We start from the raw sequence: 16,926 nt of genomic DNA, 5'->3' as shown, positions 1-16,926 counted from the left end.
AAAACTAGATGAAGAAATTGGTAATTCAAAAATGTGGAAACAAAAAAGTTACCTTATTAAAGGTTATACTCAAAGAAAAATAATTACTATATTTGGTAAACTTAAGATTATTAAAACTAAATATCAGTATTATAATCAAGAAGAGCAAAAAAATAGATCAGTTTAATTTTTAGATAACTATGCTCAAATAGAACGTTATAAATAATGAACCTGCATTTAAGTTAGCGATTATGGAACAATTAGCTACAGGGAAAAGTCAACGTGATATTGTTGTTTAACTCAAAACAACAGGAATCACTAGAACTAGTATTTTAAATTTAACAAGAACAATTGATACTAAAGATTTAAAATGAAGAATCACTTTATTGAGAATATAAACACCCGAAAGCAGCAAAAGATAAAAAATATATTTATCTTAATGTTGATGATACCTTTACTAGGTTACGAGAAAATAAAGTTAAGGGTGAATATTGAATTCATTTAACAGTTAGTCACTTGGGACATATTAATTAGAGATACTAAGCGTAGAGAATTACTAGAAAAGCGAGCATTTTATTTAATTACTAAAGTTTCTATGAGAAACTCTATCCTAACAATTGAATACGTTGAACAAGTATATAAACAATTAACAATATTGATGGTGATATTAGTGATAAGAAAATTGTTGTTTGTGGTGATGGTACTACTTGAATACAAGAATTAGCTAATTGTTTAAGTGCTGATTATGTTTTAGATAAATTTCATATTGTTAGTTTAATTTATAAAATATTTTCACATCAAAGAAAAAATAAAACCAAAATTAATGAATTGATTACTTACGTTGAAAATCATAAGATTGAAATTGATAATTATCAAAAATCATATTATATTGGTTCATAAACTGAAGCTATGATTTCTCACTTGGTAAAATCAATTAAAGGTTAGGGTGCTAAAGTTTATAATTTTAAAACCTTTGTTAATTTGCTTAATTTAAGGTTAGGATATATTAATAAATTAAAACCAATTGATATTTATTGTGATCAAACATTCGAAAGTGTTGAAATTAAAAAAAGTTATTTTGCTGAAAATTTATGAATTAAAGGTAAAAATAATAATTGAACTGAACCAATTGAACAATATGACATCTCAATTATGAATGGTAAAAATTCAAGAATTAGTACAATATTTTATTATTTAGTTAATAACACTAAGTTTTTTTAAAGTAAAAAAATTAATAATCTTATTTATGATATTGAAAAATATCAAATTTTGTATTTCTTAAATTCTTGTCAATAATCAAATTCATTGTTAAATTATTAAAATTATGTTTTAATATAAATAACTTAAATAGGATAAGGATTATTTTAATTTAATAAGTTCAAAAAATTAACCTTTTTAATCGGTTATATTTCTTAAACAATCCTTATGCTCCAAAAAAATTACTCAATCAATAAGAAAAGCAATATTGTTTTATCATAGAAAATAATGTATAATACTAATGGGGATGTTCTGGTTTCGACAGGAGTGAACAACTAATTGTGGCAGTGGTTTGGTAGACCATAATACTACGAGGTTTCATAACCGGAAAACAAACTAAAACCGTAGTACCTAACTGATTTACAACAAAGTTAAACAACTTTGGATTTGGTTTAGGAAATCAAGCAGTTTTACCTGCTTAATTACTTAAAAAGTAAATACTACCGTTGCTAATAGCAAGTTTATCATTATTAGTAACGTATTATACGATAAACTAGAAAAAATGATGTTAATAATTTTTTTCGAATTCTCATTAACTAGCTATTTATAATTTCGTATAATTTATTATTTAATGGTGATTTTTCTAAATTATACTAAACTGTAGATGCAGTTTGTCAGTTAGCTTTTGGACGCGGGTTCAATCCCCGCCATCTCCACCATTAATTAAATGCACAATTGTGCTTTTTTTTATTATTAAAGTTCATTAAGGTGTAGCATTTTCAGTTATTATTTTAGTAAATTTTTTTATGTAATTCAACAAAATATGTCTTAATATATCTTAATTAACTTAATTAAATTAAGGTTTGTTTTATTTGAATGTTATTTATAATAGTTTTAAATTAATAATTAAAAATATTATATAATGATTTTTAAGTAATAATTAAAAGATTAGGGTATTAAATTATGAAAAAATTATTAAGTATTTTTACAATGACAGTTTTAACTATAACAACAAATCCAAATATTATTGCATGTAATAATAGTAATGTTCCAGCAGTAATAAATACTGTTAAATTTAAGTTAATGGATGGAATAAAAGAAGCAACTACTTTGCAGTAGATAACAAAGATCATCTTTATACTAGTGATAAAAAAGGAAATATTTATAAATGTTTAGCAAATGAAACTAATTTTAATGAAGTAAAAAATTTTCAAAGACCAATTTGATCAATAGTTATTGATAAAAATAATAATATTTTTTTAAGTACTTTAAAGTATAAAACAAGATAGTAGTAAAATTTATAAATATTTAGCAGGAGAAAGTACTTTCAATAAAATTAAAAGTATTAATGATGTTTATCTTGGTGGTAAATTAGCATTAAATAGTAATAATAATATTTATATGGGAATAATAAGAACAAATTTTAAAAGTAATTTTTATAAATGTTTAACAGGAAAAAATAGTTTCAATAAGATTGCAGAAATAGAAAAACCTTTTATTGATTTTACTTTGGATAAGAATAATAATATTTATGCTATTGATAATGCAAAAAGTATTTATCAAATGTTATCAAATGATAAAAATATTCATGTGATTAATAATCAAATTTTTGGTAGTAATATAATAATCACAGATCAAAAAAATAGAGTTTATATTTCTAATTTATATCGTGGAGTTTATGAAAGTGAATAAATGTTTTAGTTTATTAATCATTTTTATTTTTTCTATATACAGTATAAAAAATAACTAGATAGTTATTTTTTTGTGTTTTTTCATAATTATGATATTAAAATATTATATTATGAAAATACTCACTAGAAACTTTAGTTCCAAATTTTTATTAATAAAAATTTTTTTATTTTTTTAAAAAAAGATTGTAAAATATCCAAAATTTGTTAAAAGAATAAGAAGAACTAAATATAAGTTTTAACCCATTGCTTTGTTTTAAAGTAAATGGGTTTTATTAATCATTATTAAGGAGAAAACAAAATGGTTTAATTTGTAAAAGAAAAACAAGAAAAATTAAAACAAAAAGCATTTATATTAACAAAAGAAAATGATGAATTAATTCAAAAATATCATTGTCAACTGAAAAAGAATTTAGAACAAAAATAAAAGAAAATAATGAAAATTATCAAAAAAAATTAAAGAAACTGAATCAGAATTTAACAATAAAATTGATAGTTTAGAAAAAAATATTAAAAGAATAAATCAAAACATTACTACTATCAAGCATGATATAAGAATAATGGAACGTGAAATTAAATATTTTCAATCAGAAAAATTTGTAAATGAGTCAGAAATTAAAAAATTACATACTAAAAATAGTGACATTACAAAAAAATAATTATCTTGGAAAAAGAAAAAAATAAAAAATATATTTTTTAATATAATCAATTTAGGTTTTTATAATCAAAAAAATCTATTTCAAATCAAATTAACAAATTAGAAACAGAATTATTAAATAATGATTTCTTAATAAGAAGTTTAAATGAAAAAATAGAAACTAAAAATCAATCACCAATTAATCAATTAGTGACCAGTGCAAATAGTGAAAATCAATCTTTAACAAGTAAATATAAACCAAGTTCATCATAAATGTAAAAATAATAAGATATTGCAATTTGTAATATCTTTTATCTTTAAAATCAATTTTAAGTCACTAAATTTGCTCATAGACAAACTTTTTAAAATTTTATATGGTTTTTTTGTATTCAAAAATAAAGAAATTCACTTTTAAATTACAATATATCACAACACAAAAAGGAGATAATCACAAATGGACAACCAAATAGAAAAAATTAACGAGGCACTTTTAGCAAAACAAATGCATGAAGAGTTTGAACAAAACAATTATATTCCAAATAAAAAATCTAAAAGATTTGATGTTCTTAGTAAAATTAAAGTTTCAAGAGCCTTACTTTTTTGAACACCAATTGTACAAATTATTGCTGCTATTACTTTTCTAATATTATTGATAGTTGATGCTGCTGTTGGCAAAAAAATGGGATTTGAATTTACTAAATTGCAACTAGCTTGATCATTATCATATGTTGGCGTAACAATTTTAATTATTATTATTTGTTTTATGATACCTGCTAGAATACTTAAAAAGAAATCTTCATTTAGAATTACTGCTATTTCAACATTAATATTATCAACATTAATATTAAGTGGCAGTTTTGTTTTTTGAACAATACCAGTGTTATTATTTTTTTCATTAATATCATTAATTGTATGAATATGTGAAGTAATAGCGGCAATTATTTTAATTTTAGCAGTTGAAGAATTACCTAATGAAAAATTAATGAAAGTAAGAAAAGCACAAATTAACAAACTAAATGAAAGCATAAGACAAGAAAGATTAAATACATGTAAAAATCACCATATTACCGAAGACAAAGGTGAAAAATGAGTAGCTATTAGTCTTATTTTAATAGGTTTGTGTTTAATACCTGCTATTATTGGTATTCCTATGTTGATATGTGGCATTGTAAAAGTATCCTGCTCACAAAAGTAAAGATACTGAAATTAATGTAAATGATTTAGAATTAGAAATTAAGAATTTAATGTTTAATAAAGAAGTATTAAATAAAGCTGGATATAAATTGCTTTAACAAGAAATGAAAATTATTTAAATTTAAAAACTAAATATTAATTGTTGGTAAATAATTTTGTAAAATAGTCATTAGTTAAATAAATAAGATAATTAAATACTTAAATATTTTATACGAATATATTGTAAAACAAGTTGCAAATAATAATTACTCTTGGTAATATTGAAAAGTCTTTAAATTTTTTTGATTATACTTGGAGCCGTGGCCAAGTGGTTTAAGGCATAAGTCTGCAAAACTTTGATCGTCGGTTCGAATCCGATCGGCTCCTCCAAAATATTAAATAATATTTGCAAATATACTTGTAAATATTACTTTTGATAAGTTATAATTTATTAGGTTTAATGATTTACTATCAATTTTGGTAATTAAATGCGCCTGTAGATCAATCGGATAGATCGTTTGACTACGGATCAAAAGGTTGTGGGTTCAAGTCCTGCCAGGCGCGCCATCGGGATGTGGCTCAGTTTGGTAGAGTGCTCGGTTTGGGACCGAGAGGTCGCAGGTTCGAATCCTGTCTTCCCGACCATTATTAAAATAAAAGGGCCCTTAGCTCATTTGGTAGAGCGCCTGCCTTGCACGCAGGAGGTGGTCGGTTCGATCCCGATAGGGTCCACCATTTAAATGTTTAAACTAAAATTGGCGAGGTAGCTCAGTTGATTAGAGCGTTCGGTTCATACCCGAGAGGTCATGGGTTTGAGTCCCATCCCCGCTACCATAGTCTAGGACCCTTAGCTTAGTTGGTTAAAGCTCCCGGCTCATAACCGGGCGAGCATTGGTTCGAATCCGATAGGGTCCACCATTACTTAATACTCGGAGGCTTACCCAAGTGGTTGAAGGGAACAGTCTTGAAAACTGTCAGTGCGCAAGTGCTCGAGGGTTCGAATCCCTCAGCCTCCTCCATTATTAAAATTTTATACATCGCGGAGTGGGGAAGTGGTATCCCGTCGGGCTCATAATCCGAAGATCATTGGTTCAAATCCAGTCTCCGCAACCACGGTCTTGTGGTAAAGTGGTTAATACGCCTCCCTGTCACGGAGGAGATCGCGGGTTCGATCCCCGTCAAGACCGCCATTTAAAAATAAAAAATAAGTAGTATTGATTATTAGGGAGTAAGTAAAGAGCCTTACTCTTTTTTATTTTGTAAAAGATTAGTTAAATTATTGATAATTAGTTTATTTTGTTGATTTAAAATTACAATATAAGTTAACTACATAGTTTTTAAGTAAAATACATTATAATTAATTTATAGAAGTGGGTGATGAATATGGATTCATTAGTTCAACAATTGTTAACTATGAGTAATGATATTGGTCAACAAGAGTTAAATAAATTAAAAGCAACGCCTTTACCTTCATCATTAGATTTAAGTTTAACAAGAGTTTATTTTACTAGTTTTGGTGATAGTTTTTCACGAATGTTTATTTTAACTATTCAATTTTTTTGAATTGGCTTGATTTTCTTTAATGGTATTGGTATTGGTCAAATAGTTGCTAATCTTCCTAATATCCCAGCAACACCAGTTTTTCAAAGAATAGTATTACAAGTAATAGCAATGTTAGTTACTATTTTATTTGCATTTATAATTTTAATTATGCTATTACCTGTTTTTTTAGCTAAAACTATTAAGGGTATTAATTTAACATGTTTAGTTTTTTTAGTAATTGGTACCATTATCAATTTAATAATTATTGGCATTAGTTTTTATATGTTTTATTATAGTGATAGTCCTTATCGGATCACGGTGTTAATTTTATCAATAGTAACAATTTTATTATGATGATTTGCTATTTTGTATTGATGATTAAAAACTATTGAGAATAGAAGACATTTAATTAAAAGCATTATTAAGATGTATGAATTAAGTTTTAAGTAAATAAATTTAGGTGATGAAAATATGGCAAAAAAGAAAGATAATGATAACTGAACACAAGTAAATGATATGACTAACTATATTATTAGTAAAGTAAAAACATCAAGGATAAAAAAAATTTTTTTAACAACATTTATTTCTTTAATAATGGTAATTACTTTAGCAATTAGTATTTTTTTTATTGCGCTTGCTATGGAAAGTGCCTTTAATATCAATACTTTTAAAGAAAAAATTCCAGAAGAATCAATTATTGTTGATATGAATCAAGTGCCGATTACTGCTAGTGATAAAAATTTACGTTTGTCCCATTTTGAAGAAGAATCAAAAAAACAAGTTTTTGATTTATTAATAAAAGAATCTTGATGAGATAATTTTTTTTCTACTGATATTAATGATTATGAATTTACTTATTATGAATCTAACAGTAATCAAGTGTTAGATAAGAGTTTAATTCAAACTGATGGCTTGACTAAATTTGATTTAAAACTAAAACTTAAATCTTCATTTATTGAACTTAAAATACCAGTAATTGCTGTAATTGAAAATACTAATAAATTTTATGAAAAATTTATGAGGTTTAATCAATTTGAAGGAAAATTTGATGAACATATTTCAGGGAGAATACCAATAATAAGTGGCGATAAATATTTGTCAGAACAATGATTTCATGGTTATTTACCAAATAATTTTTATTATCCTGAGGTAATAGATAATGTCATTATTTATCAAACTATTGAAAAAGCAATTGAAAAATTTACTAATGATTATCAAGAAGAATTTGCAAATACTACTCATCTTTTTCCAATAATAACAACAATTGCTTTGCCAGATATTAATTTTAATGATGTAACAACTATTGAACCATATTTTAAATTAATTAAAGATCCTAAAAGATATTATGTTGGCAAGGCGTCAGTGGGTGATGAATGTCAATATCTTAATCTTTATTCATATTCTACTAAATCAGATCCTTTTTATATAACATATGTTTCTAATCCAAATATTGTTTATGATTTAATTAAAAAAGCACCAACAAGTATTGCTGATGTTCTTAATTATTTGAAAGTTAATCCTATTGATTTTGTTCCTTTTAGTATGGTACAAACAGCAAAAGATAATACTGATACCTTGGTAGATTATAGTCCACAACATAAATTATTAGTTACTGATACTAGTGGTAACCATTTTCAATATCAAGAATTAGCACATTATTTTGGTCTTACTAATTCGATCAATAATGATGTTGAAATTATTGATAGTAGTAATTATCCTAATATTGGTGCTCTAGAAAAATTTTTGCAAAATAAATATTGACAAGCAATGTATGATTTTGCAGTGAAAAATTCTAATTTTTTTTCTTTACATTATCCCGATCCAACAGCTGATCCAGATGATAATTGAAAAAATGTTACTAATTCACTTGCTACTTTTCAAGACTACTTTAAGGAAGCTTTAAATGTAAAACCAGAAGATTTAACTAGTTTTACTTTTTTAGATATTAACCATCAATTATTACCATTAAATCCAAGTGATATTATTAATACTAATGATATTAAAAAAATTAGGTTTCACGTTGGAAAGAATAAAGTTACTAGTGATTTTTCTCCTCAACCACATAGTTTTAATTTCACTTTTAAGATAAATTGATGATAATTATTATTACTTATCCATATATTTACTATCAATTATATGATAAAATTAATAGCAAATATAAAATAATGACAAATTAAATTAGAAATTATATAACTAATAATTGTAAAAACTATATAAATTTGTTATCATCATTATATATTAAATTTGTTATTATCATTATATATAAATATAGTAGTTTTTTACCCATTGTTTGTTGAGATAAAAGCAAATGGGTTTTTTATTTTGAAAGGAATCATAGAAATGAATTTGCAAAAATATAAAAAATTAAAGTTAATAACTTTATTAGTATTAGTATTTATTTTCACTATTTTAATTATGACTATTGGTTTATTATTAATTGCTTTTGCAGCTTTTAATCATGATTCCTTAAATTTTATTGAGTTACACTGAAAACAAAAATTCATTGTAAACAACATAACAAATGGCTTTAGTTTATTAAATTATATGAGTATCAATTATCTTTTTACTCATTCTGCATCGTATATATGTTCGATAAATGATAATTATCAAGGATATTATGATTGAATTCAATTACAAATTGGAGTTATTTTTTGTGTAATCTTAGTTCCTATTTTTGCATTTGTTACCATATCATTAACATTTTTAATTATTGGTTTAAAAATAAAAATTGAAAATAATAATTTTTGAGATGGACTTCAAAATTGTGAAATAATTAACAATTATTACATTCATTAAATTATATTTTTGAAAATAAAAATTTTATTTTTGGATTTCATTATTTTATGTCCTTACTTTTAGTAAGTATATTTTTAATTAATAATTAATGTAGAACATCTTTTACATTATAATAAACACTTAAAATAATAATAAATTGTTAATAGCAAATACTATTATTAAGTTTTAGTAGCTAAAATAAGTTATAATATAAAATAAAAGATAAGGAGTGCTTGATATGGATGATAAAAAAGATGATTTAAAAAATACTCCATTGTCAAATATTGATGATAATATTATTAAATCAAATAATAATAATCCATCATTGAAAGATATTGAAGAGCAACGGTTTACTACTTATAATCCATTATTAAGTGATAGTATTAAATTTAAAAGAATGTATTGAAGTTCAAGAATCGAGATTATTGCTCGCATTTTATTATTATTAGTTTCATGTTTGCATTTAATTTTTTCATATTTTTTAGCTGATAATTTAGTTAATCAGATTTTGGCCAATAACGCTAGTACTATCAAACCCAATTACATAATTTATATATTTTTAGTAATAACATTAGGATTTAATTTTGTGTTTTATTTACCGTTAGCAATTGGGCGTACTGCTAATGCTATTTTTGGATGATCGGTTGTTTATATTGCTTTAGCAATTGGTTATTTTGTTGTTTTAGAAGTATTTTGTACAATTTTATTAGTTGTTGATGGATTAGTAAATGAAACTGTTGCTGTTGAAGTACCAATATTTATGGTTATTGTTTTATTAATAACTATTTTATGATTAGTTGCTGCTTGTTTATTAATTGTGAAAAGTGATGATGTAAGAAGAGAATTAAGTGTTGAATAAGTAAAAGGAGAATATCATGAGTATCAATAATCCGTTTGCAAAACGAATTAAACAATTAATTAAGGTAATTAGTGCTAATGTTTATGAAAAAGAAACTGTTTTTAAACTAGCTATTTTGGCATTATTATCAGGAGAATCAATATTTTTATTAGGTTTACCAGGGATTGCAAAATCACTAATTTCACGAAGAATTAAATATGCACTTCATGATGGACGAAATTTTGAATATTTAATGAATCGTTTTTCAACACCAGAAGAAATTTTTGGACCAATTTCAATTAAGGATTTATTAAAAGGTAATTATGTAAGAATTATTGATCAGTATTTACCTGCTGTTGACATTGCTTTTTTAGATGAAATTTGAAAAGCAGGTCCTTCCATTCAAAATACATTGTTAACTATTATTAATGAAAAAATATTCCGTAATGGCGGTGGTGATATTAAAGTACCATTAAAACTGTTAATTTCGGCATCTAATGAGTTACCAGAAAGTGGTAAAGGGCTAGAAGCATTATTTGATCGATTTATTATTAGAATGATTGTTTATGGTTTAACTAATGAAGAAAATTTTAATGATATGTTAGAAAGTGTTACTAGCTTAGAAATAAAGGTGCCACTTAAATTACAAATTAAAACTGCTGAATATGAAAAATGATTAAAAGAATTAGAAACTACGGTTAGTTTAAGTAAAGATACTTTAAATTTTATTTCTCGTTTTCGTAAAACTTTAACAGAAGCAACAGATGGTAAAGCTTACATTTCTGATCGAAGATGAAAAAAAATTGCTAAATTAATAAAAGCTTCAGCCTATTATAATGGTAGAAAAACTACTGATAAAGCTGATTTGTTAATTATTCCATATTGTATTTGAGATAATGAAGAACAAGAACAAGAATATACTAAGCTTTTCAATGAAGCGTATTGTCAAGAATTAACTTATAAATTAAAACAAAAGCAGATTGAATTAGAAAGTGAATTAGAAACACTAACTAATAATGCTGCAAATATTAAAGATAGTTATAATCAGCCATCGATTTACTCTAATCCATTTTCTGAACAAATTAAAGGTATCTATTATCGCTTATTATGACATAATGATAAATTTCCTATTTGCTTTATTAGCAGGAAAGATTTTCAAGTGTTATTGCGTCGTAATAAAAGAAGTCATAATATTCAATTATTTTATGGTAAAGGTTTAAGTCAATTGGATGGAAGTCAGAAATTTCAATTACAATTAAAAAGTTCTAGTGAAATAATAAATATGACAAATAATTCTATCATTCAAATTGAATTAAATGATACCAATGGTCAATCACAAATTGGCAATATTAATGATCAAATTAAAGATTTAAAACAACAAATTGCCAACTTAAAAGTTGACTTTCAACAAGAATATCGGCGTTTAAATAAAACAACTTCTATCTTTTTTGATGAACAGTTTAAAATGTTATTAGAAACAGCATTTTTTGATCAAGTTGCCCCAATTCCTGAAGTTAAAGTTGAAACAGAATCACCATCTTCAATAATTGCTCCTGCTTCACCAATAATTATTCCTAATGTTAATGATAGTAATAATGATGCTAATAATAAGTAAGGGTGATTAGTATGGAACAATGAATTGCATCGCATGTTTCACAACTACTGGAAGTTAAATTAAAGAAATTATTTTTAACAGAAACAAACTTAAGTAATTTTGCTTGGTTTAAAAAAAATTTTGCTTGATTAGCTGCAGAATTTGATCAGCAAATTAGTAATTTTTATTTAAACGAAGTTTTAACAAAAAGTAAAAGTATTGCTATTAGTTCATTGATTAAAAAAGAATTACAATTATATTTTTGGGTTAAGGTTAATGGTATTGATCGATTAAAAAATAATTGACAAGAAATTTACAATCGAGCAAAAGCTGTTGCTTCACCAATAATTAATTATTTTCATTATTTTCAAGATAAATTTAAAGATCGTAATCTTAATAGTAAATTAACATTTGATAGTTTTCTCAGATATTGAGAAAGTTTAATTATTGAAAGAATTGTTAACTATAAGTTATTTGCGACGATGCAAATGCGTCAAAAGTATTTAGCAATGTGAAGTAACAATATTAAGATTATTAATGAGGTGAGGCATCTTGTTGGTTTTGCTTGGAATTTTTTTGGTCGATTTTGAGAAGGTGATTTAAATGATTTTAAAAAAATTAATTTAAATACTATAATTCAATATGGTAAAATTCTAGATAAAAATCCTGCTATTATTGAAATTGCTAGATTACTTGGTCGTTGAAAAGGAGTTTCGAGTTTAATTGATAAGCAAGTTCATCAAAAAGTACAGCTTGAATATCAGTTAAAGCCATTGGGAAAATGACCAGAAGAAGTAGTTGGCATTACCGAAGGTAAGGATTTAGAACATTTATTACCATTAGAATTAGTTAATCTTGCTATTCCTGAGTTAAATGCTATTTTTTATAAAAAATTTGTTGAGGAAAAATTAGCAATTACTGAGTTTGAATCAATGGACTTAGTTGCTACTGAACGGCTGGTTGAAGAAATTGTTGAAGTACCAATTCCTGAAAGTGAAGGTCCTTTTATTTTATGTATTGATACATCTAAATCAATGAATAATAGTCCAGAAATTATTGCCAAATCAATTGCGCTTGCTATTAGTAAGATTGCTTTGCAAGAAAAAAGACCATGTTATATGATTAATTTTTCTGGTAAATTTGAAACTTATGATTTATCTAATTTAGTCTCATCAATTCCTAATTTAATTTATTTTTTAGGACATAGTTTTAAAGGACAAACAAATATTAATCCAGCTATTAGTCATGCTTTAGCAATTATGCAAACTAAAACTTATCGTAATGCCGATTTATTAGTAGTTTCTGATTTTTTAGCAGCTAATATTAGTAAAAATAATATTAATTTAATGGTACAACTTCAAGTGCGAGCTAATCGTTTTCATGCTATTAATATTGGTTCTTCGATGTTAGCTAATAATTACAAAAAATATTTTACTAATTATTGATACTATGATCCTCGTGATCCATTTGCTGCTCGCAAAATTGCTTTAAATTTAGCAAAAAATAAAAATAAAATTCATTCTTAATTTTGATCGTTATTTTTTGTTTTGATAGTGATAAAATATTATTAAGATAAAAAGTAAACTGATAATGAAAGATGAAAATATGAAAAAAAATAATTTGATTTTAAGCAAAATATTAGTAATGATTGCTGTTTTAATAGTGACAATTAGTTTATCACTTTTTTCATTATTTAGTTGGGGAACAGCATTAAAAAACAATATTGCTGTTATCATTACCTTAATTGTTAATAAAGAACCAATTATTAGTAGTTTTTATCAGCAGTTAATGGATAGTAATTTTATAGTTTCTTTATATACTTTTGGAGTATTATTAATTTTTAATTTAACTTATTTAATACCATTAATTTTTATTAAAAAACCTTTTACCAAATCAGTTTTTGCTATTTACATGTTATTAAAGACATTAATATTGGTACTTTTTATACTAATACTTTTTAATTTTTTTAATTTTAAAAGTTTTCAACATATTGCTTTTAATAATTTATGAATTATTCCTTGAGTAGGTATTGGTTTAAGTTTAGTTGCCATCTTTTGATATGGTTTAAAAAATTTATGAGTTAATCCACGACAATTACCAAAAAATGTAAATCCTAATAGTAAAGATAAAAATGTTAATAATGAAAGTTTGCCATCATATCAAGAGTTACAATTGCAATTAAAAGCGTTAAAAAAACAATTAAAAGAAGTTAGAAATATAAAAGATAAAAAATAATCGTTTATTCTTTTATTTATAGAATATACCTTATTTTGAAATTTAATAAAATATAATTATTTATTTTAATAATTTAAAAATTATTATAACCAAAAAAATATATAAGACCAAAAAAAATTATTATTTTAATAATAATTATCCTTTACAATTATTGATAAAAGTTGTACTCTTAATTAAGAATTATATATTTGTAAAGATTGAGCCCATTAATAATTTTTTTTATTAATGTGGTTTTTCTTTTTATATAATTCATAACTAAAATAAATTAAGTGTGTGAGGAACAATTTAAATGTCAGAATCAGATTTTTTTTTAAAAGAAACATTTATTGAGAAAATGCAAAAAAGTTATCAAATAAAAAATTATAATAACTTATTACTTAATTTTGAAGAAAGTAACTCTCAGTTTGTTGAATTTGTCGATTGATGTAATAATATTTCTTTTAATTCAAGAAATAAGCAAGATTTAATGATAATAATTAAATGAAAAAAATGATGGTATTCTAAAAAAATTCAATTATTAAGAGTAAAAAGAAATTTGGCAAATAAAAAGATACGTGCTGCAGATCGTAAGATATATTTTGAAATTTTATCACTATATTTTAATAATGATAATTTAGCTGGTAAAGTATTATATCGTTTTGAATATGAGAAATGAGCAGCAACATTGATTAAAGATGTTAAGATAGCAAATAGTAACTTAAAAGATTTAATTAAAACTTTATTTTGAGATGTGTTTCGTGATCAAACTTTTCAAAGAAAAACTGGATTAAAAGTTGAAAATCCAAAAAAATTATCAATAGAAAACTTTATTTATGAAACAATTAACAGTGAAAACATATTAAATTTGCAACAAGAACTTACTAGTCTTCTAATGAATAATTACACTCAATTAGAAGAATGATACTCAAGTTTACAAAATAATGATTTACAAATCCAAAAATTAAGCCAATTATTAGAAAAAAATGAAGCAAAACTTGAAAAATTAAAAAAAGCATGATTTTTTAAGAAATTAAGATGTAAAAGAATTAAAACAAACACTGAAATATTAAGAAGTAAAATTGTAACAAAAAAACACGATAAAATAATAGTTTTACAAGAAATAGAAAATTTTTATGCTAAAAGTTTAGATAATTTAAAAATTAAAGAAATAAAATCTAAGTTATATTCTAAGATATGAGAATTTTATTTAGCGCAAAAAGCAGATAAAAATTTATCATTTTCTGCATGTAAAATATCAAAAACAGAATTTATGACTACATATAAAACCTTAATGAAAAATCTTACACATAATCCTTGCAAACTAATACTAGTTAGTAAATTTACAGAAATTTTATTTAATGATATTTTGACAAATATTGAACGTCAAGCAAAAGACAGCATTAAAATTGTTAACAGCAATAATGTTGTGTCATCTTTAGAAAAAAATATTATTGATTCACTACTTCATTATAATAATAAATTGCTGACTTGTAACTAGTAAGATTGTTGTATATATGTTGCTGAAAACAGTGCTATATTTTAAAATTAATTAAATATTATTTGAAATAATTAATATTAAAACAAGTTGAGATTTATTTAGATTTTATCAATAAATTTTAACTTGATATAGAAATTAATAATAATTCAATCAAAATTTGAAAATTGCGGTAATGATTTACTTCAAATTTTAAGCATTTTCTTTTCCAAATCTATAATTTAAGATATGTAAGTTTAGAAAGTAATTAAACAAAAATTAAACCAATTATGGTTTAATTTTTTATTAAAAATAATTATATCTTAATAAGAAGATATTTAAATAAATTAAAAATAAGTTTTAACCCCTTGTTATTTTTTAGTTTTATATGCTATTATTGTATAGGTAACGGCTCGGTAGCTCAGTTGGTAGAGCATTCGCCTGAAGAGCGAAGTGTCAGTGGTTCGAATCCGCTTCGAGCCACCATTATTTAAAATATAGGCAATTAAGCCTTTTTTTAATTATTTTTTCTTAGATTTATGTTTAAGTTAAAATTTTAGGTATAATAATGTCATTAGCAATTTTAAACAATTAATAAATTCTAGAAAGAAGGGTATTAGTGTCTAAAATTTTAGTTTTAAGTAATGCGAAAATAATTAGCATTAAAAAAATAATAAATAATGGTTTTTTGGTAATTAAAGATAATTTAATTTTTCAAATTAATGAAGGGAAATATAATCATCAGTTTCAAGATGCGGATGTTATTGAATGTTATCAGCAAACAATAATACCTGGGTTCATTGATTTACATGTCCATGGTGGCTATGGATATAGTTTAATGGATGGTACTATTGAGTCAATTAGTAATTTTGCACAATTAGTACCAAAAGAAGGGGTAACGAAATTTTGTTATGCAACAGTTACTGCTAGTAAAAAAGAAATTGATAATATTCTTTCTGTTTTTGCGCAGTATATGAAAACCGAGAATGAAGGTAATAAAGCACGAATTATTGGTGCTTATTTAGAAGGTCCCTTTATTTCAGAATTACAAAAAGGAGCTCATACTGATTCATTACTTCATATTCCCGATCTTAATTGAGTAAAATCTTGAAATGTTATTAGTAATAAAAATTTAAAATTTATTGTTTATGCTCCTGAAATCGATCCTAATTTAAATGATAACGATTTAAATTTTATTTCTTTATTGCTTAAAAATAATATTATTCCTGCTGTTGGTCATAGTAATGCTCCATTTAAAACAATAAGTAAAACTGTTAAATACGGTTTAACATATATTACTCATCTTTATAATGCGATGAGCCCATATAATCATCGTGATCCTGGTGTTGTGCCAGCTGCATTATATTATAATCAATTAGTTACTGAGTTAATTTGTGATGGTATTCATGTTGATATTGATATTTTAGCATTAACATATAAAATTAAAGGTGCTAATAATATTTGTATGATTACTGATGCTATGAGTGCAAAGGGTCAACCTGATGGTAATTATTTATTAGGGCCACTACCTGTTATTAAAAAAAATAATAAAGTTACTGTTGTTGCAACTGGTAAATTAGCAGGCAGTATTGCCACAATGATTAATGGTTTTAAAAATTTGTTAAAAATTACTAATAATAATTGACAAGATTGCATTAAAATGGCTTCTTATAATAGTGCTAAACAAGTAGGAATCGCCAATAAGACAGGTGATATTGTTGTTGGTAATTTAGCAGATATTATTGTATTAACTAAAAATAATGATATTTTTTTAACAATATGTGAAGGAAAAATTGCTTATCAGCAAGAATAAAT

At 24.1% G+C, this 16,926-nt stretch carries 14 protein-coding genes, 10 tRNA genes and 1 other RNA gene; all 25 read left to right on the top strand.

Features of this window, described 5'->3' with window-relative positions; translation table 4 throughout:
• Positions 1-31 precede the first annotated feature (31 nt).
• The 25 genes from ACQH25_RS05970 (at position 32) to nagA (ending at position 16,924) form a co-directional block, all read left to right on the top strand.
• Positions 32-166, top strand: coding sequence for a hypothetical protein (locus tag ACQH25_RS05970; protein ID WP_425381094.1), 135 nt, complete (start codon positions 32-34; stop codon positions 164-166).
• A gap of 794 nt (positions 167-960) precedes the next feature.
• Positions 961-1,200, top strand: a complete 240-nt coding sequence (locus ACQH25_RS05965; RefSeq protein ID WP_425381093.1) for a hypothetical protein — start codon at positions 961-963, stop codon at positions 1,198-1,200.
• A gap of 279 nt (positions 1,201-1,479) precedes the next feature.
• Positions 1,480-1,895: a transfer-messenger RNA gene (gene ssrA / locus ACQH25_RS05960) on the top strand.
• Between the two features lie 244 nt (positions 1,896-2,139).
• Positions 2,140-2,295, top strand: coding sequence for a lipoprotein (locus ACQH25_RS05955; RefSeq protein ID WP_425381092.1), 156 nt, complete (start codon positions 2,140-2,142; stop codon positions 2,293-2,295).
• Between the two features lie 282 nt (positions 2,296-2,577).
• A complete protein-coding gene (locus ACQH25_RS05950) occupies positions 2,578-2,868 on the top strand; it encodes a hypothetical protein (protein ID WP_425381091.1) in 291 nt (96 codons plus the stop codon).
• Between the two features lie 1,087 nt (positions 2,869-3,955).
• Positions 3,956-4,696 carry a hypothetical protein gene (locus ACQH25_RS05945; RefSeq protein ID WP_425381090.1) on the top strand — a complete coding sequence of 247 codons (741 nt, stop codon included), beginning with the start codon at positions 3,956-3,958 and terminating at the stop codon, positions 4,694-4,696.
• Between the two features lie 292 nt (positions 4,697-4,988).
• Positions 4,989-5,064: transfer RNA gene (locus tag ACQH25_RS05940), tRNA-Cys, on the top strand.
• Between the two features lie 100 nt (positions 5,065-5,164).
• Positions 5,165-5,241 (top strand) — tRNA-Arg (locus ACQH25_RS05935).
• 1 nt (position 5,242) lies between these two features.
• A tRNA-Pro gene (locus ACQH25_RS05930) sits at positions 5,243-5,319 on the top strand.
• A 14-nt stretch (positions 5,320-5,333) separates the two neighbouring features.
• A tRNA-Ala gene (locus ACQH25_RS05925) sits at positions 5,334-5,409 on the top strand.
• Positions 5,410-5,431: 22 nt separating this feature from the next.
• A tRNA-Met gene (locus ACQH25_RS05920) sits at positions 5,432-5,508 on the top strand.
• Positions 5,509-5,515: 7 nt separating this feature from the next.
• A tRNA-Ile gene (locus ACQH25_RS05915) sits at positions 5,516-5,592 on the top strand.
• Positions 5,593-5,605: 13 nt separating this feature from the next.
• A tRNA-Ser gene (locus tag ACQH25_RS05910) sits at positions 5,606-5,693 on the top strand.
• Positions 5,694-5,712: 19 nt separating this feature from the next.
• Positions 5,713-5,787 (top strand) — tRNA-Met (locus tag ACQH25_RS05905).
• A gap of 1 nt (position 5,788) precedes the next feature.
• Positions 5,789-5,864, top strand: a tRNA-Asp gene (locus ACQH25_RS05900).
• Positions 5,865-6,057: 193 nt separating this feature from the next.
• The gene (locus tag ACQH25_RS05895; RefSeq protein ID WP_425381089.1) at positions 6,058-6,666 is read left to right on the top strand and encodes a hypothetical protein; all 609 of its coding nucleotides are present in this window, start codon (positions 6,058-6,060) and stop codon (positions 6,664-6,666) included.
• Positions 6,667-6,687: 21 nt separating this feature from the next.
• Positions 6,688-8,316 (top strand): hypothetical protein, encoded by a 1,629-nt coding sequence (locus tag ACQH25_RS05890; RefSeq protein ID WP_425381088.1) that lies wholly within the window; start codon positions 6,688-6,690, stop codon positions 8,314-8,316.
• A gap of 240 nt (positions 8,317-8,556) precedes the next feature.
• A complete protein-coding gene (locus tag ACQH25_RS05885; protein WP_425381087.1) occupies positions 8,557-9,012 on the top strand; it encodes a hypothetical protein in 456 nt (151 codons plus the stop codon).
• A gap of 217 nt (positions 9,013-9,229) precedes the next feature.
• Positions 9,230-9,850: a hypothetical protein gene (locus ACQH25_RS05880; protein WP_425381086.1), complete on the top strand. Its 621-nt coding sequence runs from the start codon at positions 9,230-9,232 to the stop codon at positions 9,848-9,850.
• A 16-nt stretch (positions 9,851-9,866) separates the two neighbouring features.
• Positions 9,867-11,444, top strand: a complete 1,578-nt coding sequence (locus ACQH25_RS05875) for an AAA family ATPase (RefSeq protein WP_425381085.1) — start codon at positions 9,867-9,869, stop codon at positions 11,442-11,444.
• An 11-nt stretch (positions 11,445-11,455) separates the two neighbouring features.
• Positions 11,456-12,949: a VWA domain-containing protein gene (locus tag ACQH25_RS05870; protein ID WP_425381084.1), complete on the top strand. Its 1,494-nt coding sequence runs from the start codon at positions 11,456-11,458 to the stop codon at positions 12,947-12,949.
• Between the two features lie 79 nt (positions 12,950-13,028).
• Complete coding sequence (locus ACQH25_RS05865) at positions 13,029-13,658, top strand: hypothetical protein (protein ID WP_425381083.1); 630 nt, start codon at positions 13,029-13,031, stop codon at positions 13,656-13,658.
• A 289-nt stretch (positions 13,659-13,947) separates the two neighbouring features.
• The gene (locus ACQH25_RS05860) at positions 13,948-15,135 is read left to right on the top strand and encodes a hypothetical protein (protein ID WP_425381082.1); all 1,188 of its coding nucleotides are present in this window, start codon (positions 13,948-13,950) and stop codon (positions 15,133-15,135) included.
• Positions 15,136-15,521: 386 nt separating this feature from the next.
• A tRNA-Phe gene (locus tag ACQH25_RS05855) sits at positions 15,522-15,597 on the top strand.
• A 133-nt stretch (positions 15,598-15,730) separates the two neighbouring features.
• Entirely contained in the window at positions 15,731-16,924 is a 1,194-nt protein-coding gene (nagA, locus tag ACQH25_RS05850) for an N-acetylglucosamine-6-phosphate deacetylase (RefSeq protein WP_425381081.1), read from the top strand.
• Positions 16,925-16,926: the final 2 nt, after the last annotated feature.

The sequence above is a fragment of the Spiroplasma endosymbiont of Polydrusus pterygomalis genome (assembly GCF_964030825.1).
Classification (GTDB): Bacteria; Bacillota_I; Bacilli_A; order Mycoplasmatales; family VBWQ01; genus Spiroplasma_E.
This window is presented reverse-complemented; position numbering and strand designations above follow the sequence as displayed.